Raw genomic sequence first — 18346 nt, 5'->3', positions numbered from 1 at the left:
AGGCGGCGCCGGGGCGGCCGGCCGCGGGCGTCAGTCGACCAGGTCCCTGACCACGGCGTCGGCGAGCAGCCGGCCGCGCAGCGTGAGGACGGCGCGGCCCTCCGCGTAAGGGCCGGGCTCCAGGAGACCGTCCCTTACCGCGCGGGCGGCGGCCTTCGCGCCCTGTTCCGCGAGGATCGCCAGCGGGCAGCCGTCGGCGAGCCGCAGCTCCAGCAGGACCCGCTCCACCCGCCGGTCCTCCGCGCCGAGCAGTTCCCGGCCGACCCCGGGGGTGCGCCCCTCGGCGAGGGCCTGCGCGTAGGCGCCCGGGTGCTTGGCGTTCCACCAGCGCACCCCGCCGACGTGGCTGTGCGCGCCGGGACCCGCGCCCCACCAGTCCGCGCCGGTCCAGTACAGCTCGTTGTGGCGGCAGCGCGCGGCGGGCCCGGTGGCCCAGTTCGAGACCTCGTACCAGCCGAAGCCCGCGGCCGACAGCCGCTCCTCGGTGATCAGGTAGCGGTCGGCGTGCACGTCGTCGTCGGTCATCGGCACCTCGCCGCGCCGGATGCGGCGGGCCAGCCCGGTGCCCTCCTCCACGATCAGCGCGTACGCCGAGACGTGGTCGGGCTCGGCGCCGATCGCCGCGTCCAGCGACGCGTGCCAGTCCTGGTCGCTCTCGCCGGGGGTGCCGTAGATCAGGTCGAGGTTCACGTGCTCGAACCCGGCGGCGCGGGCCTCGGCGACGCACGCCTCGGGGCGGCCGGGGGTGTGCGTGCGGTCCAGCACCTTCAGCACGTGCTGCCGGGCGCTCTGCATGCCGAACGAGATCCGGTTGAAGCCGGCGGCCCGCAGTCCGGCCAGATAGGCCGGGTCGACGGACTCCGGGTTCGCCTCCGTGGTCACCTCGGCGTCGGCGGCGAGCCCGAACTCCGCCCTGATCGCGGCGAGCATCCGGCCGAGGTCGGCGGCCGGCAGCAGCGTGGGGGTGCCGCCGCCGACGAACACGGTGCTGACCTCGCGGGGGTCGTCGCCCAGCACCTTCCGGGCCAGCCGCACCTCCTCGGCCAGCACGTCCGCGTAGTTCTCCCGCGACGCCAGCGCCCCGCCCGAGCCCCGCAGCTCGCTCGCGGTGTACGTGTTGAAGTCGCAGTACCCGCACCGCGTGGCGCAGTAGGGCACATGCAGGTAGAACCCGAGCGGGCGGTCTTCGGCGCCCTCGAACGCGGAAGGCGGCAGACCGCCGTCCGCGGGCACGGGTTCCCCCTCGGGGAGTACGGAAGGCATTCGTCCAGTATCCGTCACCCGGGGGGAACGCTCGGCGGCGCCGTCCTCAGGCCTCGCGGGCGCCCTGGTACATCTCGTCGATCAGCGGGGCGAACTCGCGCTCGACGACCGGCCGCTTCAGCTTGAGGCTGGGCGTGAGGTCGCCGTGCTCGACGTCGAGGTCGCGCGGGAGGATGCGGAACTGGCGGATCTGCTGCCACCGCTGGAGCCCGGCGTTGACCTCCTGGACGTACCCGTCGATCAGCTCGCGCACCTGGTCGGTGCCGACCACCTCCGCGTACGGCCGGCCGCCGAGGCCGTTGTCCTCGGCCCAGCCCAGGAGCGTCGGCTCGTCGAGGGCGAGCAGCGCCGTACAGAAGTTGCGGCCGCCGCCGACCACCAGGACGTTGCTGACGAACGGGCACACCGCCTTGAACTGGCCCTCGACCTCGGCCGGCGCGATGTACTTGCCGCCGGAGGTCTTGATCAGGTCCTTCTTGCGGTCGGTGATCTTCAGGAAGCCGTCGGGCGACAGCTCGCCGATGTCCCCGGTGTGGAACCAGCCGTCGGGCTCCAGCACCTCGGCGGTCTGCTCGGGCAGCCCGTGGTAGCCCTGCATGATGCCGGGGCCGCGCAGCAGGACCTCGCCGTCCTCGCCGATCCGGACCTCCAGGCCGGGCAGCGCCTTGCCGACGGTGCCGGTGCGGTAGGACTCGCCGGGGTTGACGAAGCTCGCCGCGCTGGACTCGGTGAGGCCGTAGCCCTCCAGGATGTGGATGCCGGCGCCGGCGAAGAAGAAGCCGATCTCGGGGGCGAGCGCGGCGGACCCGGAGACGCAGGCGCGCAGCCGGCCGCCGAACGCCTCGCGCAGCTTCGCGTAGACCAGCCGGTCGGCGACCGCGTGCTTGCTGCGCAGCGGCAGCGGCACGGACGGGGTGCCGGTCAGCCGCATGCTGTTCTGCGCCGCCTTGGCGTAGTCGCGGGCGACCTGGGCGGACCACAGGAAGATCTTGTACTTCGCGTTGCCGCCCTCCCTGGCCTTGGCGGCGACCCCGTTGTAGACCTTCTCGAAGATCCGCGGCACGGCGGCCATGTAGGTGGGCCGGACCACCGGCAGGTTCTCGATGATCTTGTCGACCCGGCCGTCCACGGCGGTGACGTGGCCGATGGTGATGTGCCCGGCGGTGAGCACCTTGCCGAAGACGTGCGCGAGCGGCAGCCACAGGTACTGCACGTCGTTCTCGTCGAGCAGGCCGACCGCCTCGATGGCGCGGGCCATGTACGCCCACGCGTCGTGCGGCAGGCGCACGCCCTTGGGGCGGCCGGTGGTGCCGGAGGTGTAGATGAGGGTGGCGAGCTGGTCCTTGGTGAGCGCGCCGATGGCGTCGGTGACGGCGGTCGGGTGCCGCTCCAGGTAGGCGGCGCCGCGCTTCTCCAGGTCGGCGAGGGACAGCACCCAGCCGTCGCTGTCGGCTGCGTCGGCGCCCGTCGGGTCGATGACCACGACGTGCGCGAGGTCGGGCAGGTCGGCGCGCCGCTCGCGGGCCTTGGCGAGCTGGGCCGCGTCCTCGGCGATCAGCACCCGGCTGTCGGAGTCGGCGAGGATGAACGCGGTCTCGTCGGCGTTGGTGGACGGGTAGACCGTGGTGGTGGCGGCGCCCGCGCACAGCACGCCGAGGTCGGAGAGAATCCAGTCCACCGAGGTGTTCGCGGCGATCGCGACCCGCTCCTCGGGGCGCACCCCGAGGTCCATCAGGCCGGCCGCGATGGCGTACACCCGGCTCGCGGCCTGCGCCCAGGTCAGCGACCGCCACTCGTCGGGGCCCTCGCCGGACGCGGGCGGCACCGGCATGCGGTACGCCTCGGCGTCCGGCGTCGCGTCGACCCGCTGCAGGAAGAGCGTGGCCACGGACGGCGGCCGGTTCTCGATCAACGTCTGTGTGTCGGTCACGACAACCTCCGGGCCGAACGGCGTTCTTAACTCACCAGTAACCTATCCGCGATCAGGGTAGAGGCCCAGCGCCCGGCACGTAAGGGGGAACGGGCGGCGGGTCGTAAACCGTGACCGGACCCACCCGTTTCCCCACCGCCCTCCCCGCCCGGCGGCGCGGCCCGCCCCGCGCCCTACTTCTTCGCCTTGGACTCCCCCTCGGAGTCGGTGGACAGCACCGCGATGAACGCCTCCTGCGGCACCTCGACGTTGCCGACCATCTTCATCCGCTTCTTGCCCTCCTTCTGCTTCTCCAGCAGCTTGCGCTTACGGGAGATGTCGCCGCCGTAGCACTTGGCGAGGACGTCCTTGCGGATGGCGCGCACCGTCTCGCGGGCGATCACCCGGGCCCCGATGGCGGCCTGGATGGGCACCTCGAAGTTCTGCCGCGGGATCAGCGCGCGCAGCTTGCCGACCAGCCGCACCCCGTAGGCGTACGCCTTCTCCTTGTGGGTGATCGCGGAGAACGCGTCGACCTTGTCGCCGTGCAGCAGGATGTCGACCTTCACCAGGTCGGCGCTCTGCTCGCCGGTGGGCTCGTAGTCCAGCGAGGCGTAGCCGCGGGTCTTGGACTTGAGCTGGTCGAAGAAGTCGAAGACGATCTCGGCCAGCGGCAGGGTGTAGCGGATCTCCACCCGGTCCTCGGAGAGGTAGTCCATGCCGAGCAGCGAGCCGCGCCGGTTCTGGCACAGCTCCATGATCGCGCCGATGAACTCGGTGGGGGCGAGCACGGTGGCGCGCACCACCGGCTCGTGCACCTCGTCGATCTTGCCCTCGGGGAACTCGCTGGGGTTGGTGACGGTGTGCTCGGCGCCGTCCTCCATCGTGACGCGGTAGACCACGTTGGGGGCGGTGGCGATCAGGTCGAGGCCGAACTCGCGCTCCAGCCGCTCGCGGATCACGTCCAGGTGCAGCAGCCCGAGGAAGCCGACCCGGAAGCCGAAGCCGAGGGCGGCGGACGTCTCGGGCTCGTAGACCAGCGCCGCGTCGTTGAGCTGGAGCTTGTCCAGGGCCTCGCGCAGCTCGGGGTAGTCGGAGCCGTCCAGCGGATACAGGCCGGAGAAGACCATCGGCTTGGGGTCCTTGTAGCCGCCCAGCGCCTCGGTGGCGCCGGCGGCCTGGGTGGTGATGGTGTCACCGACCTTGGACTGCCGGACGTCCTTCACCCCGGTGATCAGGTAGCCGACCTCGCCCACGCCCAGGCCGTCGGCGGCGAGCATCTCCGGGGAGTTGGTGCCGATCTCCAGCAGCTCGTGCACCGCGCCGGTGGACATCATCCTGATCCGCTCGCGCTTGGTGAGCTGCCCGTCGATCACCCGGACATAGGTGACCACGCCGCGGTAGGAGTCGTAGACCGAGTCGAAGATCATCGCGCGGGCCGGGGCGTCGGCGACGCCCACCGGGGCCGGCACGTCGCGGACCACCCGGTCCAGCAGCGCGTCCACGCCGACGCCGGTCTTCGCCGAGACCCGCAGCACGTCGGCGGGGTCGCAGCCGATCAGGTTGGCCAGCTCCTCGGCGAACTTCTCCGGCTGGGCGGCGGGCAGGTCGATCTTGTTGAGCACCGGCACGATGGTGAGGTCGTTCTCCATCGCGAGGTAGAGGTTGGCGAGCGTCTGCGCCTCGATGCCCTGGGCCGCGTCGACCAGCAGGATCGTGCCCTCGCAGGCGGCCAGCGAGCGGGACACCTCGTAGGTGAAGTCCACGTGGCCGGGGGTGTCGATCATGTTCAGGATGTGGGTGCGGCCCTGGCCGTCACCGGTGGTCGGCGCCCACGGCAGCCGGACGGCCTGCGACTTGATGGTGATGCCGCGCTCGCGCTCGATGTCCATCCGGTCGAGGTACTGGGCGCGCATCTGCCGCTGGTCGACGACTCCGGTGAGCTGGAGCATCCGGTCGGCCAGCGTCGACTTGCCGTGGTCGATGTGGGCGATGATGCAGAAGTTCCGGATCAGCGCCGGGTCGGTACGGCTCGGCTCCGGGACGTCGTGCGGCAGAGGGGAAGGGGTCGCGGGCACGCGGGGTCCAGTTTCTTGAGAACGTGAGGGTCGAGGGAGCGTCGGAGAACAGCGGGAGCGTCGGGGAACATCGGAGAGCGTCGGGGTATGGACTGTCCCCCATAGTCCCATGGCCGGGGGGCGGGCACGGTTTGGGAGCGCGCGTGCGCTGCTGGTAGCCTGGACCGCTGCGTCTCGTGCCCTCTACCCGAGGCGCGCACTCCTGGTAGACACGCCGACGGCATCAGCCGGCGGCCAGACGAACCTGAGAAGGCTCTTTCGTGGCGAACATCAAGTCCCAGATCAAGCGCAACAAGACCAACGAGAAGGCGCGCCTGCGCAACAAGGCCGTCAAGTCCGAGCTGAAGACCGCGATCCGTCGCACCCGCGAGGCCGTCGCGGCCGGCGACAGCGCGAAGGCCGACGCCGCCGCGCGCGCCGCCGCCAAGAAGCTCGACAAGGCCGTGAGCAAGGGCGTCATCCACAAGAACCAGGCCGCCAACAAGAAGTCGGCGCTGGCTCAGTCGGTCTCCGCGCTCCAGGGCTGAACCACCCGCACCACCACGTTCCACGGCCGTACGGCCGCGCGCCCCTGACCGGGGCAGGCGCGTCCGGACGACCACGCGTCATGGATCGCGGCACCGCCGGCAACCGGACTCAGCGGCCCCTCTACCGCCCGGACCGGCATCGCCCCGACCACGTGCGTCGCACGCGGACGTTCGCCACGTGCCTGCGGCGCCCGACGTACTTCGAGAGCCCGCCCGGGTCGGCCCGGGCGGGCTCTCGCACGTTCGGGTCGCGACGGGGTCACGGGTACGTGTGCGTTCCGTGACCGCCCGTCGCCGCAGGGGCAGCGCGCCGATATTCTCACCGCATGTCGACGCCGCCCGAGCAGCCGAGCCCCAACCCCTACCAGCAGCCAAACACGCCCGGCCAGGGCCCCGGCCCTGGCCCGATACCCCCGCAGCCGCCGGTCGGTGGATACGGGACCCCGGTGCCGGCCCAGCACAACCCCTACGCCCAGCCCGGAGCGTACGGGCAGCCGGCTCCCGGACAGCCGGGCGCCGCGCAGCAGCCGCCGACGCAGGGCTACTACATGCAGCCGGGTGCGCCCGGGGCACCGGGGATGCCGGGGGCGCCGCGGACCTCCGGCGGGGCCGGGCGGGCGGTGCTGTGGGCGGTGGTCGGCGCGGCGGTGGCGTCCGCGCTGTGGGGCGGCGGGGTGCTGCTGCTCGGCAAGGACTCCTCGGCCAAGGCCGACCTGCGCGGATACGCGGTGAAGGACAACCTCTGCGACACCGAGGACGTGTCCGCCTTCACCACGCAGTACCCGCAGAAGGACGACGACCCGACGTCGTACACCACCAAGACCGCCACGGTCGACGAGATGTACTGCGACCAGAGCCTCAAGAAGGAGACGTCCTCCCTCTCCGACGCCTACCTGTACGTCGATGTGACCCTGCACCACAAGACGGACCCGAAAGCGGAGTTCGCCGACACCTGGCGCAGCTACACCCAGCGGCACCAGCAGTACAAGATCTCGACCGTCGCCGGCATCGGGCAGGAGGCGTACCTGCTGACGGAGGACGAGAGCAGCAGCCAGTACGTCACCCTCGCGGTCCGCGACGGCTGGATGACGTACACGATGAGCTGGAGTTCCTACAGCGTCGGCACGAGCAGCGACGACTCCACGACCGTCGACGAGGCCGCCACCATGGTGAAGACGGCGACGCGGGCGACGCTGCCGAAGCTGAAGTAGCGGGCCCGGGTACGGGTACGAAGGCGGGCGGCGCGGGCGGCTCGGGCCGGGCAGGTGGGTCGGGCCTGGCGGGTCGGGCGGGCGGTCAGGTGCGGGAGCGGGCGGCGCGGGCGATGGTGACCACGGCCTTCTCCAGGGCGTAGGCGGGGTCGGCGGCCCCGCCCTTCACGGCGGCGTCCGCGTCGGCGACCGCGCGCAGGGCGACCGAGACGCCGTCCGCGGTCCAGCCGCGCATCTGCTGCCTGACCCGGTCGATCTTCCAGGGCGGCATGCCGAGATCGCGGGCGAGCTGGCCCGGGTTGGCGCCGCGCGGCGCGGAGGCGAGCTTGCCGATCGACCGCACACCCGAGGCGAGCGCGAAGGTGATGCCGGGCAGCGGCTGGCCGACGGACAGCGCCCAGCGCAGCCGCTCCAGTGCCTCGGCGGTGCGCCCGGTCACCGCGAGGTCGGCGACCTCGAAGCCGGTGGCCTCGGCCCGCCCGGTGTAGTAGCGGGCCACCACGTCGACATCGATGGTGCCGTCCACATCGGCGGTCAACTGAGCGCAGGCGCTGGCGAGTTCGCGCAGGTCGCTGCCGATGGAGTCGACCAGCGCCTGGGCCGCCTCCGGGGTCGCGGACCGGCCGAGGGTCCGGAACTCCTGCCGGACGAACCCGAGCCGGTCGGCGGGCTTGGTCATCTTCGGGCAGGCCACCTCGCGCGCGCCCGCCTTGCGGGCCGCGTCCAGCAGCGCCTTGCCCTTGGCGCCGCCGGCGTGCAGCAGCACCAGGATGATCTCCTCGGCGGGCGCGGCCAGATACGTTTTGATGTCCTTCACGGAGTCCGCGGAGACGTCCTGCGCGTTGCGCACCACGATCACCTTGCGCTCGGCGAACAGCGACGGGCTGGTCAGCTCCGCGAGCGTGCCCGGCTGCACCGCCTCCGGCGGCAGGTCCCGCACATCGGTGTCCGGGTCGGCGGCCTTGGCGGCGGTCACCACCTCGCGCACCGCGCGGTCCAGCAGCAGGTCCTCCTGGCCGACGGCAAGCGTCAGCGGGGCGAGTACGTCGTCTGAAGCGGTCTTCCTGGCCATCGCGACCAGCATCCCACGCGGCACCGACAACCCCGTCCTCCGCTCGCGCTTCTGCCGTCCCCCCGCCCGGGTTCAACCGCCGGCGGACGCTCGGGCACAATGCCGGGGTGAGCGACGTACGACATGTCCTGGTGCTGCCCGAACGCGACGCGGCCGAGGAGGTCGCCGAACTCCTCTCCGACCGCTTCGACCTGCCCGGCGAGCCACGCGTCCTGCGCGACGCCCTCGCCGGCGAGGACGACGCCGAGGACGCCCAGTGGCTGGTGGTCGTCGAGGACGACGACGACCTCCTCGACCCGGCGGCACTCGACGAGATGGCCGGGCGGCTGGGCGGCTGGCTGGAAGAGGACCGCGAGGAGCTGTAGGCGGGGAGAGCGGGCGGCGGAGGGCGGCCGGGCGCGGCGGGGAGAGCGGAGAGCGGCCGGGCGCGGGTCGGGCGGCCGATCGGCTCACGCCGCGGCGGCGGTCGGCAGGCCGGCGTCGGCCTCCGGGTCCTCGGCCTTCTCCGGCAGTGCGCGCATCCGCGGTATCGGCGACGGCAGCAGCCACAGGGCGCCCAGGACACCCCCGACGGTCGCCACCCACAGGGTCGGCCGCAGTCCCAGGGTGCTGCCGAGCAGGCCGCCGGCCAGTGCTCCCAGCGGCCGCACCCCGTAGTTGACCATCCGGAACGCGCCGCTGACCCGCGACCTCAGCGCGTCGGGTACGAGCGCGGCCTGGAACGACCCGCTGCCGATGTCCAGCAGCATCAGCCCGACGCCGGACAGGAACTCGGCGCCGAACAGCGCGGCCAGGACCAGCAGCCGCGGCCCGCCCGCCAGCGGCACCAGCACCAGCGGCGCGGGGAACCCGACGAAGCCGAGCAGCACCGTCGGGCCGATGCCGATCCGCCGCACCACCCGCCCGGTCACGAACGCCCCCAGCAGCCCGCCGACCGCCCCCGCACCGAGCACCACGCCCAACGTGCCCGCGCTCAAGCCGAGTTGGTCGACCGCGTAGAGCACCATCAGCGCGTGGAAGACGAAGTTGAAGAAGTTCACCGTGGCCGCGCCCGCCACCAGCGCGCGCATGGCCCGGGAGCGGGCGATGAACCGCAGCCCGGCCGAGAAGTGGCCCTTGCGCGGTGCGGCGGGCGGCGGCTCGACAGGGGCGATACGGGCCAGCAGGCCGGCCGAGCACACGTACGACAGCGCGTCCACGAACAGCGCCAGCGGCGCCGCGAGCACCTGCACCAGCAGCCCGCCGACGCTCGGCCCGGCGACGAACGAGAACGCCCTGCTGCCGTTGACCAGCGTGCTGCCCTGGACGTACTCCTCCGGTTCGACCAGCGAGACGAACAGCGCGGCGTTGCAGACGTCGAAGACCACCGACAGCGTGCCGACCAGGAAGACCACCGCGTACATCTGCGGCAGGGAGAGGTGGCCGAGGGCGTAGGCGAGCGGGAGCGAGGCCATCAGCGCGGCCCGGCCGAGGTCGGCGGCGATCATCACCTGACGGCGCCGCCCCCTGCGGTCGACCCAGGCACCCGCGGTCAGCGAGAACAGCAGCGCGGGCAGCAGCCCGGCCATCGACAGCCAGCCCATCTCGGCGGCGTCCACGTGCAGCACCAGCACGGCGGCGAGCGGCACCGCGAGGAAGGTCACCTGGTCCCCGAAGAGCGAGACCGTCTGCCCGGTCCAGTACCGCCGGAAGGCCCGCTCCCCCAGCAGCTCCGGTACCCGGGCCGCCATCCCGCGCCGCAGCGCGCCGCCGCCCTTCACGACCGCTCCCCGCTCTCCGTCCCGGCGCCGGCACCGTCGGTGGGGCCGGCGGGGTCGGCAGGGTCGGCGGGGTCGGCGGGTTCGGGCTCCACGAAGGCGATCTGGAGCCAGGGCACCCGGCGGGCGCCCTCCGGGCGGAGCGCCGGGTCGGCGCCTCGGTCGGCGAACTCGGCGAGCAGCCCGGTCATCCGCTTCCCCAGCGCGCTCAGCTCCTCCGCGGTCAGGTAGAGCGTGGTGTCCGTGAACACCTCCGCCTCCTGCCACGCACGCGGCAGCTCCCGGCGCGCGTCCTGCGCCCGCGCCATGCGGTGGAAGTAGTTCTCCGCGACGGCCGCGGTCAGTGCCTCGGCCGCCGCCGCGACCGCGGGGTCCTCCGAGTACCCGGGCCAGTCCGTGAACTGCGCCGTGGCCCGCCACGGCTTCTCCCGCCCCGGCCCCTCCGGGTCGGCCTCCTCGACGAGTCCGTACTTGGCCAGGACCCGCAGGTGGTACGAGCAGCTCGCGACGGACTCCCCGGTCAGTTGCGCCGCCCTGGTCGCCGTGAGCGGTCCTTCCCGCCTGAGCAGCCCGGACAGCGCCATCCGGGTCGGATGCGCGTACGCCCGCAGCGCTCGGGGGTCGGTGAGCTGGACCGAGGACTGTGCCGGCTTCTCCATCATGCATATAAAGATATCTTTAGAAAGAAGTGCTTACAAGGGTTCCTTGCTCAAGGGTTCTCCAGGGTCGGCGCAGGAAGCCCGGGCGGGGCGCGGCATGCGGTGAGGTCCAGCACCGGCTTGGCCCTACAGCGTTCAGGTCCAAGAGCAGGTCAGGAACGGTCAGAGACGGTCACCCACGAGAGCGATCGCGCGCGCCTCGGGAACTCCCAGCATCAGCAGGCTCGTGATCGTCGCCGCCCGGGCGCCGGCGGTCCCGTTCGACACGTCGCTGTCCGCGATGGCGAACACGACGCCGTAGGCGACCTGGCTCAGAATGCCCGCCGGCAGGTGCTCTGCGAACACGTCGCCGTCCTGGCCCCGTTTCACGAGGTCGGCGAGGAGCGCGTCGACCGGCCCGAGCAGGCCGTGGATCGCCTCGCCGTACTCGCCACGGCGCAGCGCCAGCAGCACTCGGTACCGGTGCGCCACCGGCCAGACGCGGGCGATGAACTCGACCCACATCGCGTCCGCTTCCGCGTCGGATGCGTTGACGTCGGCGAGCACGGCCGTCATCTCGGCGACGGCCCGCTCCGTGAGTGTCCGCACCAGGTCGAGGCGCGAGGGGAAATGGCCGTAGACCGTGCGGCGGACGACGCCGGCGGCGGCGGCGATGTCGCCCATTCCGGCGTCCGGGTCCTCTCCCAGCACATCGAGGGCGACGTCGAGGATGCGATCGCGCGTCTCGTTCATCGAACGCGCACGGGAGGACTCGGTGGGCACGGCACCATTGTTGCACACCAGTGTGCAATGACGTAGGCTGCACACCAGTGTGCAATGAAGAGTTGCGCTGTGCTTCGAAGCTCAGGAGAAGAGAGCAATGACCGCACCGACGCCGCCGACCTCGACCCTCGTCCGCCCGTTCACCGTCTCGATCCCGGATGCGGAGATCGACGACGTGAAGCAGCGACTGGCCAGAACTCGATGGCCGGACCCGGAAACGGTGGGCGACTGGTCACAAGGGGTCCGCGTGGAGAACGCCAGATCCCTGGTCGAATACTGGGAGCGCGGCTACGACTGGCGGCGCTTCGAGTCCGAGCTCAATCGCTTCCCCCAGTACCTGACGGAGATCGATGGGCTGGACATCCACTTCATCCACGTCAGGTCCAAGAACCCCCACGCGATGCCGCTGATCCTCACGCACGGATGGCCTGGCTCGATCGTCGAGTTCCTGAAGCTGATCGGCCCGCTGACCGATCCGGTTTCGTTCGGAGGAGACGCCGCCGACTCGTTCGACGTCGTCATCCCGTCGCTCCCCGGGTTCGGGTTCTCCCAGAAGCCCACGGAGACCGGGTGGACGGTTTCGCGCGTCGCGAGCGCGTGGGTGGAGCTGATGAAGCGGCTCGGCTACACACGATGGGCCGCACAGGGCGGCGATTGGGGCGCCGTCGTCACCACCGCCCTCGGGGCCATGCAACCTGAGGGGCTGCTCGGAATCCATCTGAACACCCAGTACGCCTTTCCCGCGCAGATACCCGACACCCTGTCGCCCGAAGAGCGCTACGCCGTGGAGACCCTCGCCCGCTACACCGGCGAACTCGGCGGGTCGAACCACCTCCAGGGCACGAAGCCGGAAACCGTCGGATTCGCCCTGGCGGACTCTCCCGCCGGTCAGGCGGCCTGGATCTACGAGAAGTTCCAGTCCAAGACCGACAACCACGGGCTCGCCGAGGACACCCTCAGCATGGACGACATGCTCGACGCGATATCCCTCTACTGGTTCACCAACAGCGCGGCGTCCTCCGGCCGCATCTACTGGGAGAACAGATCGGCCACCCTCGCCGGTCCGAAGCTGGCACTTCCGGTCGCGGTGACCGTCTTCCCGAAGGACATCCCGCGCCTGCCACGAAGCTGGATCGAGGACACCTACAGCAATCTGATCCACTACGGCGAGGCCGACAAGGGCGGGCACTTCGCGGCCCTGGAACAGCCCGAGATCCTGGTCGGCGAAATCCGCACCGGCCTGCGCACCCTTCGTTCCTGACGCGCTGCCACCCGCGACTCACCCTCTCAGCGGGGCGGCGTGGTGGGGGACGAACGACGTGCGCAGGTCGGCCGGGGTGGCCCCGCTCACCGCGATCGGCCCGTCCAGGTCGGTGCGCAGGACGACGGCGCCGAGCGTGCGCAGCGCCGTGACCGTACGAGGTGCGGGATGGCCGTAGGAGTTGCCCGCGCCCACGCTGATCAGGGCGAGGCGGGGACGTGCGCGGGCGAGCAGCGCCGGGTCCTGGTAGGCCGAGCCGTGGTGCGCGACCTTCAACACGTCCACGCGCGGCAACCCAGGCCGCTCCGCCAGCACCTGAGCCTGCACATCGGGCTCCAGATCGCCCATCAGCAGCAGTGTCAGGCCCGCGTCGTGGACCAGCAGCGCGATGCTCGTGTCGTTGGGCTCGCCGGCCGGCAGTTCGGCGGCGGGCAGCCCGGCCGGACCCGGCGCGGGCCACAGCGTGCGCCAGGACAGCGGGCCGACCGCGCGCTCCTCCCCCGGAACCACCCGCAGCAACGGCACCCCGGCCGCCGCGGCCTGCCGCCGCACCCGCGCGGCCTGGCCGGGCGGATCGTCCAGCAGGGTCGTCTCGATCGCGCCCACCCGGCGCCCGCGCAGCGCTCCGGGCAGCCCGTCGACGTGGTCGGCGTGGAAGTGGGTCAGGATCAGCAGCGGGATCGACGTCACCCGCAGGTCGCGCAGGCAGCGGTCGACCGAGGTCGGGTCCGGGCCGGTGTCCACCACGACCGCGGCACCCGGGCCGGTGGAGAGCGCCAGCGCGTCGCCCTGGCCGACGTCGCACATCGCGAACCGCCAGTCCCCCGGCGGCCACGCGGCCATCACCCGGGGCAACGGCACCGGCCGCACCAGCGCGAGCAGCAGGGCGATCGCGGCGCCCGCGCACAGCCACGGGCGGCGGAGCAGGCTCCGTCCGCAGACCACCGCCGCGGCCGTGACCACCGCGAGCAGGGCCGCTCCCGGCCAGCCGCCCGGCCAGGCGAGCTCCGCGCCCGGCAGCGCGGCGCCGTGCCGGGCCACGGACACGATCCACCGCGTGGGCCAGCCGGCCAGCCACGCCAGCACCCGGGCCCCCGACGGCGCGAGCGGGGCCACGGCCAGCGCGCCGAACCCCAGCACCGTGGCGGGGCCGACGGCCGGCTCGGCCAGCAGGTTGCACGGCACCGCGACCAGGCTCAGCCGGGCCGACAGCAGCACGATCACCGGACCGCACGCCGCCTGCGCGGCCGCCGCCGCGGCCAGGGCCTCCGCCAGTCGCGGCCGCAGCCCGTGCCGGTGCAGTGCCGCGCCCCAGCGCGGTGCCAGCGTCAGCAGCGAACCCGTGGCCAGCACGGACAGCGCGAACCCGAACGAGCGGGCCAACTCCGGTTCGTACAGCACCAGGAGCAGCACCGCCCCGGCCAGTGCCGGGAGCAGCGAACGGCGCCGGCCGGTACCGATCGCGAGCAACGTGATCAGGCCGCACACCGCCGCCCGCAGCACGCTCGGGCTCGGCCGGCAGACCAGCACGAAGGCGGCGGTGAGCGCGGCACCGAGCACCGCGGTCCAGCGCAGCGGCAACCCGAGCCGGGCCGCCAGGCCGCGCCGCTCCGACCGCGTGGCCAGGCCGGGCGGGCCGATCAGGAGGATCAGCACGATCGTCAGGTTCGCGCCGGACACCGCGGTCAGGTGCGCGAGGTCCGTGGCCTTGAACGCCTCCTTCAGATCCTCCGGCAACCCCGCCGTGTCCCCCACCACCAGGCCGGGTAGCAGTCCGCGGACGTCCGCCGGCAGCGGCGCGGCGGCCTTCCGCAGTCCCCCGCGCAGCCGCGCGGCCAGGCGCTGCACACGCGTCGGCGGGCCGGTGATCCGCGGCACGCCCCGCACCCGGAGCACGGCGGCGGTCTGCCCCCTCTCGTCCGGCGCGAACCGCGCCGTGGCGGTCAGCCGGGTGGAGGGGACCAGCCGCAGCCAGTCGTCCGCCGCGCCCGTGGCCATCACGACCACCGGGGTACGCAGCCGGGTCGGGCCGACGCGCTCGACGGTGGCCGGTACGACCACCACCGGATGCGGCGCCCCCGCCTCCGCGGCGAACGGGTCGCCCGTCACCCGCACCGCCACCTCCGCCCCGGCGCGGTGACGCGCGAGCGACGGCACCGGCCCCCGGGTCAGGTCGGCGTCCTCCAGGGCGGCGGCCATCGCCGCGACCGCGCCGCACAGCATCATCGCGATCGCCGCCGGCAGCAGACCCGTCGGACCCGTCCGACATCGCGCGGGCCCGCGACCGCGACGCCCTGGGCCACCGCGGAGGGCCGCCGCCACGGCCGCGACGGGCGGTGCGGACGCCACGGACGGTGCGGCAACGACCGCCGCGGACAAGGCGATCAGCGCCGCCAGCCCCGCGATCGCGGTGCCCGCGCCCACCGCCGGCGCCGCCGCCGCGGCTGCCCACGCGGCCAGCGCGGGCCCGACCAGGCGCAGGTCCGGGGGACCCTCCTGCCGCGGGTTGGCCGCACCGAGCCGTGAGGCCGCGCCCGCGTGAACCGCGGCCCGCTGCGCACCCGTCGGCCGCCCGGCCGGACCTTCGGCTGTCCCTTCGGTCGGACCACCGCTCGGCCACCACGTCGCCCCGGTCATCGGCCACCCCCGCCGGCCTGAACCGGACCGGCGCCGCCGCGCACCGCCTCCGTACGAGGCCGCACCGCGCCGCGCGGGCAGCGGAAGCCGGGCGATCGCCGAGGAACTGCCGGAGCGGCGGACGTCGTCCGGGTGTCGGGCCACCCCGCCAGGCTCGCCCGGCCCGGCGGGCGGACGCGGGTCACGGCGCGACCAGGGGTTGGAGCGTGGCGAGCTTGCGCGGTCCGATGCCGGGGATCTGCCGGAGCTGCTGGGCCGAGGTGAAGGAACCGTGCTGGGTGCGGTAGGCGAGGATGCGCTGGGCGGTGACCGGGCCGACGCCGGGCAGCGCGTCGAGTTGGGGCTCGGTGGCGGTGTTGAGGTGGAGCGGGGAGTCAGGCGGACCACCGGAGGTGGAGCCGCCGCCAGTGGAAGCATCGGCTGCGGCGCCCGCGGCGGACGGTGGTGGGGTGATGCCCACGAGGATCTGCTCGCCGTCGGTGACCGGCCGGGCGAGGTTCAGGGCGGTGGTGTCGGCGCCGGGCAGGGGGCCGCCCGCCGCGGTGAGGGCGTCGGTGACGCGGGCGCCCTTGGGGAGCCGGCGCACGCCGGGCTTGGCGACCTTGCCCGCGATGTCGACGGTGAGCTGGGGCGGAGGCGCGGGCGAGGAGGACGGCGGGGCCGCCGCGAGCGGAGTCGGCGGGGGCGGAACGTGGACGGTACGAGGGCGGCCCGCCCAGTAGTGCTGGAGGGCGAGCCCGGCGGCGACGGTGAGGACGACGGCGAGCGCCAGCACCGTTTTCAGTTCGAGCCCGCACCGCACGAACAGCCATGTCCGCATCCGCCCGAGCGGTCCCGTGCCGAAGACGGGCGCGCCCGCGACCGGCGGGCCGAGCGACGGCTCGGCCGGAGGCTCCCCGCCCGGCGGCCCCTCGCGCGCCGTGCCGAAGATCGCCGCGGTGCGGTCGCGGGCCGCCGCGGCGCTTCCCGCACGGTCGCGGCCGCTGCCTCGGTCACGGCCGCCCCCGTGTGCCTGCCCGCCCGCACGGTCACGCCCGCCCGAACTCAGCGGCGGTTCGGGCCGGTCCAGCGATTTCAGCGCGTCCAACGAGTCCAAAAGGTCCATGACTCGATGCTGGCCCGGCACCGACCCCCGGAACGATCTTGCTCAGGATCTGTGGACAACCCGCCGGATGTGGATAACTTCGCCACTCGTGTGGGTGACCCGACCGCGCCCGAGGACGCCCTCGGCCCCACCGCGCCCCGGCCCAGGCCCCACCGGCCCCCCGGCCCCACCAGCCTCGGCCCCACCGTGCCCCCGGCCTCATCGCCCCCCGCCCCACCCGCCACCGTCAGCGCGGCGACACCACGACCCCGAGCAGCCCCGGCCCCGCATGCGCCCCGATCACCGCGCCGACCTCGCTCACCACCAACTCCCCCAGCCCCGGCACCCGCGGCCGCAGCCGCTCCGCGAGGGCCGCGGCGCGGTCGGCCGCCGCGAGGTGGTGCACCGCGAGGTCCACCCGTCCGGAACCCGCCCCGCCGTCGACGGCGGCCCCCGCGCACTCCACCACGATCTCCTCGAGCCGGGTGACCGCCTTGGACGCGGTGCGCACCTTCTCCAGCAGTTCGATCCGCCCGTCCGCGAGCCGCAGCAGCGGCTTCACCGCGAGCGCGGAACCGAAGAGGGCCTGCGCCGCGCCGATCCGGCCGCCCCGGCGCAGGTAGTCGAGCGTGTCGACGTAGAAGAAGGCGGAGGTGGCGGCGGCCCGGCGTTCCGCGGCCGCCACCACGTCGTCAGCGGTGCCGCCCGCCTCCGCGGCCTCCGCCGCCGCGAGCACGGTGAAGCCCAGCGCCATCGCGACCATGCCGGTGTCCACGACGCGCACCGGGACGGGTGCCTCCTTCGCGGCGACGGTGGCGGCGTCGTACGTCCCCGAGAAGTCGGCGGACAGGTGGAGCGAGACGATCGCCTTCGCGCCCGACGCGGCGGCGGCCTCGTAGGCCGCGGTGAACTCGGCGGGGCTCGGGCGGGAGGTCGTGACCGGGCGGCGGCGCTGGAGTGCGCGGGCCACGGCCGGTGCGGAGATTTCCGCGCCCTCCACGAAGGCTTCGTCGTCGATCACCACGGTGAGGGGGACCAGGCTTATGGCGTGCCGGGTGAGGGCTTGCGGGCTCAGGTAGGCCGTCGAGTCCGTGACGATGGAGACGTGCGGGGGCATGTCCGGAGGTTACCGGGGTGGGGTGCGGGGTGGCACGTCGGGACCTGGGGGTTCAGGGCGCGGTGCGGCTTCCCAGCGCGACGGTCAGCGGTGCGGCTTCCCGCCGCGACGGTACCGGTACGCGCCCGGGTGCGCCGCCGACGTGCGTTGCCCGCCCGATCCCCACGGCCCCGGACCCGGCCACCCGCCGCGAGGGTTCCGGTACGCGCCCGGGTGCGCCGCCGACGTGCGTTGCCCGCCCGATCCCCACGGCCCCGGACCCGGCCACCCGCCGCGACCGTTCCGGTACGCGCCCGGGTGCGCCGCTGCGCGGACCGGCTCAGCCGGCGCTCGGAGGCTGGTTGCGAAGTTCCCGGGCGCGCTCGCGGTCGCGGTCGTCGCCGCTCTGGAGCGGCTCCCAGTGGCGGAGCGCCGTCGCTTCGATGTCGATCTCGCGGGTGAGGGACGCGAGGTCGTCGCCGGTGGAGTGGTGGACGCGGTCCTGGGCCGCCCAGCGCAGCGCGTCGGCGGAGTGGGTGATGCGGTGGGCACGTTCGGTGAGCGCGGGGAGCTGCGCGGAGACCCTGGACTTGTCGGGTTCGCGTTCGAGCAGCTTCAGCTCGGCGTCGAGGGTGCGGGCGTGGTCGTTGAGACGGTCGAGGAGGGCGGCCGCCTCGGGCAGCGACGCGTGTGCCATGGCCTCGAAGGTGCTGTCGATGGAGGAGCGCAGGTCCAGCCGGAGCTGGGTGAGCGCGCCGATGTCGCCGGGCTGGGCGAAGCGGCGGGCCCGCAGCCGCTGGTCCTCGACGATCCGCCGCGCCTTGGCCGTACGCCGCTCGACTCCCCGCTTCACGGCGCGGGTCGTCCGCACGATCGCCACGGTGGCAAGCGTCGCGAAGATCAGGAAGAACAGCAGCAGGATGATGCCGACGGTCTCCACGGACAGCGCCTCCGATCGCGGGCCACCGGCCCGTTCGGGCCTGCTTCCACGGTAATGCCTGGGGACGGGCGGAGGGGCCGGAGCGATCCC

At 73.5% G+C, this 18346-nt stretch carries 15 protein-coding genes; 4 read left to right on the top strand and 11 right to left on the bottom strand.

Annotation, left to right across the window (positions count from 1 at the left end; translation table 11 throughout):
- Nucleotides 1-30 precede the first annotated feature (30 nt).
- The 3 genes from hemW to lepA form a co-directional block, all read right to left on the bottom strand.
- The gene (gene hemW, locus OG896_RS27150) at nucleotides 31-1263 is read right to left on the bottom strand and encodes a radical SAM family heme chaperone HemW (RefSeq protein WP_329369499.1); all 1233 of its coding nucleotides are present in this window, start codon (nucleotides 1261-1263) and stop codon (nucleotides 31-33) included.
- A gap of 46 nt (nucleotides 1264-1309) precedes the next feature.
- Complete coding sequence (locus OG896_RS27145) at nucleotides 1310-3193, bottom strand: AMP-dependent synthetase/ligase (protein ID WP_329369497.1); 1884 nt, start codon at nucleotides 3191-3193, stop codon at nucleotides 1310-1312.
- Nucleotides 3194-3366: 173 nt separating this feature from the next.
- The gene (gene lepA, locus OG896_RS27140; protein WP_329369496.1) at nucleotides 3367-5250 is read right to left on the bottom strand and encodes a translation elongation factor 4; all 1884 of its coding nucleotides are present in this window, start codon (nucleotides 5248-5250) and stop codon (nucleotides 3367-3369) included.
- Between the two features lie 260 nt (nucleotides 5251-5510).
- On the opposite strand from lepA, the gene rpsT reads away from it, so the two are divergent.
- Both rpsT and OG896_RS27130 read left to right on the top strand, forming a co-directional pair.
- Complete coding sequence (gene rpsT / locus OG896_RS27135) at nucleotides 5511-5777, top strand: 30S ribosomal protein S20 (protein WP_328464046.1); 267 nt, start codon at nucleotides 5511-5513, stop codon at nucleotides 5775-5777.
- Between the two features lie 326 nt (nucleotides 5778-6103).
- Entirely contained in the window at nucleotides 6104-6988 is an 885-nt protein-coding gene (locus OG896_RS27130) for a collagen-like triple helix repeat-containing protein (protein WP_329369495.1), read from the top strand.
- A gap of 85 nt (nucleotides 6989-7073) precedes the next feature.
- Here OG896_RS27130 and holA read toward each other — a convergent pair whose 3' ends face one another.
- Nucleotides 7074-8060, bottom strand: coding sequence for a DNA polymerase III subunit delta (gene holA / locus OG896_RS27125; RefSeq protein ID WP_329369493.1), 987 nt, complete (start codon nucleotides 8058-8060; stop codon nucleotides 7074-7076).
- 107 nt (nucleotides 8061-8167) lie between these two features.
- Between holA and OG896_RS27120 the strand changes: the two genes are divergently transcribed.
- Nucleotides 8168-8425 (top strand): hypothetical protein, encoded by a 258-nt coding sequence (locus tag OG896_RS27120; RefSeq protein ID WP_329369491.1) that lies wholly within the window; start codon nucleotides 8168-8170, stop codon nucleotides 8423-8425.
- Between the two features lie 84 nt (nucleotides 8426-8509).
- On the opposite strand, the gene OG896_RS27115 is transcribed toward OG896_RS27120, so the two are convergent.
- The 3 genes from OG896_RS27115 to OG896_RS27105 all read right to left on the bottom strand — a co-directional run bounded on the left by OG896_RS27115 (nucleotide 8510) and on the right by OG896_RS27105 (nucleotide 11238).
- Complete coding sequence (locus OG896_RS27115; RefSeq protein ID WP_329374311.1) at nucleotides 8510-9790, bottom strand: MFS transporter; 1281 nt, start codon at nucleotides 9788-9790, stop codon at nucleotides 8510-8512.
- A 26-nt stretch (nucleotides 9791-9816) separates the two neighbouring features.
- Nucleotides 9817-10479 carry a winged helix-turn-helix domain-containing protein gene (locus tag OG896_RS27110; RefSeq protein WP_329369490.1) on the bottom strand — a complete coding sequence of 221 codons (663 nt, stop codon included), beginning with the start codon at nucleotides 10477-10479 and terminating at the stop codon, nucleotides 9817-9819.
- Between the two features lie 159 nt (nucleotides 10480-10638).
- Complete coding sequence (locus OG896_RS27105; RefSeq protein ID WP_329369488.1) at nucleotides 10639-11238, bottom strand: TetR/AcrR family transcriptional regulator; 600 nt, start codon at nucleotides 11236-11238, stop codon at nucleotides 10639-10641.
- Nucleotides 11239-11335: 97 nt separating this feature from the next.
- Between OG896_RS27105 and OG896_RS27100 the strand changes: the two genes are divergently transcribed.
- Complete coding sequence (locus OG896_RS27100; RefSeq protein WP_329369486.1) at nucleotides 11336-12499, top strand: epoxide hydrolase family protein; 1164 nt, start codon at nucleotides 11336-11338, stop codon at nucleotides 12497-12499.
- 18 nt (nucleotides 12500-12517) lie between these two features.
- Here OG896_RS27100 and OG896_RS27095 read toward each other — a convergent pair whose 3' ends face one another.
- The 4 genes from OG896_RS27095 to OG896_RS27080 all read right to left on the bottom strand — a co-directional run bounded on the left by OG896_RS27095 (nucleotide 12518) and on the right by OG896_RS27080 (nucleotide 18256).
- Nucleotides 12518-15136, bottom strand: coding sequence for a ComEC/Rec2 family competence protein (locus OG896_RS27095; RefSeq protein ID WP_329369484.1), 2619 nt, complete (start codon nucleotides 15134-15136; stop codon nucleotides 12518-12520).
- 181 nt (nucleotides 15137-15317) lie between these two features.
- Complete coding sequence (locus tag OG896_RS27090; RefSeq protein WP_329369482.1) at nucleotides 15318-16241, bottom strand: ComEA family DNA-binding protein; 924 nt, start codon at nucleotides 16239-16241, stop codon at nucleotides 15318-15320.
- 226 nt (nucleotides 16242-16467) lie between these two features.
- Nucleotides 16468-17337, bottom strand: coding sequence for a DegV family protein (locus tag OG896_RS27085; protein WP_329369480.1), 870 nt, complete (start codon nucleotides 17335-17337; stop codon nucleotides 16468-16470).
- Between the two features lie 319 nt (nucleotides 17338-17656).
- Nucleotides 17657-18256: a hypothetical protein gene (locus OG896_RS27080; protein ID WP_329369478.1), complete on the bottom strand. Its 600-nt coding sequence runs from the start codon at nucleotides 18254-18256 to the stop codon at nucleotides 17657-17659.
- Nucleotides 18257-18346: the final 90 nt, after the last annotated feature.

Source organism: Streptomyces sp. NBC_00669, assembly GCF_036226785.1.
GTDB lineage: Bacteria > Actinomycetota > Actinomycetes > Streptomycetales > Streptomycetaceae > Actinacidiphila.
The sequence above is the reverse complement of the archived record's forward strand: the minus strand, read 5'-3'. Positions and strand labels throughout refer to the sequence as shown.

Excerpts from the sequence above, each read along its gene's own strand:
- hemW (WP_329369499.1), bottom strand. The coding sequence starts at position 1,263 with ATGCCTTCCGTACTCCCCGAGGGGGAACCCGTGCCCGCGGACGGCGGT.
- OG896_RS27130 (WP_329369495.1), top strand. The coding sequence starts at position 6,104 with ATGTCGACGCCGCCCGAGCAGCCGAGCCCCAACCCCTACCAGCAGCCA.
- holA (WP_329369493.1), bottom strand. The coding sequence starts at position 8,060 with ATGGCCAGGAAGACCGCTTCAGACGACGTACTCGCCCCGCTGACGCTT.
- OG896_RS27115 (WP_329374311.1), bottom strand. The coding sequence starts at position 9,790 with ATGGCGGCCCGGGTACCGGAGCTGCTGGGGGAGCGGGCCTTCCGGCGG.
- OG896_RS27110 (WP_329369490.1), bottom strand. The coding sequence starts at position 10,479 with ATGATGGAGAAGCCGGCACAGTCCTCGGTCCAGCTCACCGACCCCCGA.
- OG896_RS27100 (WP_329369486.1), top strand. The coding sequence starts at position 11,336 with ATGACCGCACCGACGCCGCCGACCTCGACCCTCGTCCGCCCGTTCACC.
- OG896_RS27095 (WP_329369484.1), bottom strand. The coding sequence starts at position 15,136 with ATGACCGGGGCGACGTGGTGGCCGAGCGGTGGTCCGACCGAAGGGACA.
- OG896_RS27090 (WP_329369482.1), bottom strand. The coding sequence starts at position 16,241 with ATGGACCTTTTGGACTCGTTGGACGCGCTGAAATCGCTGGACCGGCCC.
- OG896_RS27085 (WP_329369480.1), bottom strand. The coding sequence starts at position 17,337 with ATGCCCCCGCACGTCTCCATCGTCACGGACTCGACGGCCTACCTGAGC.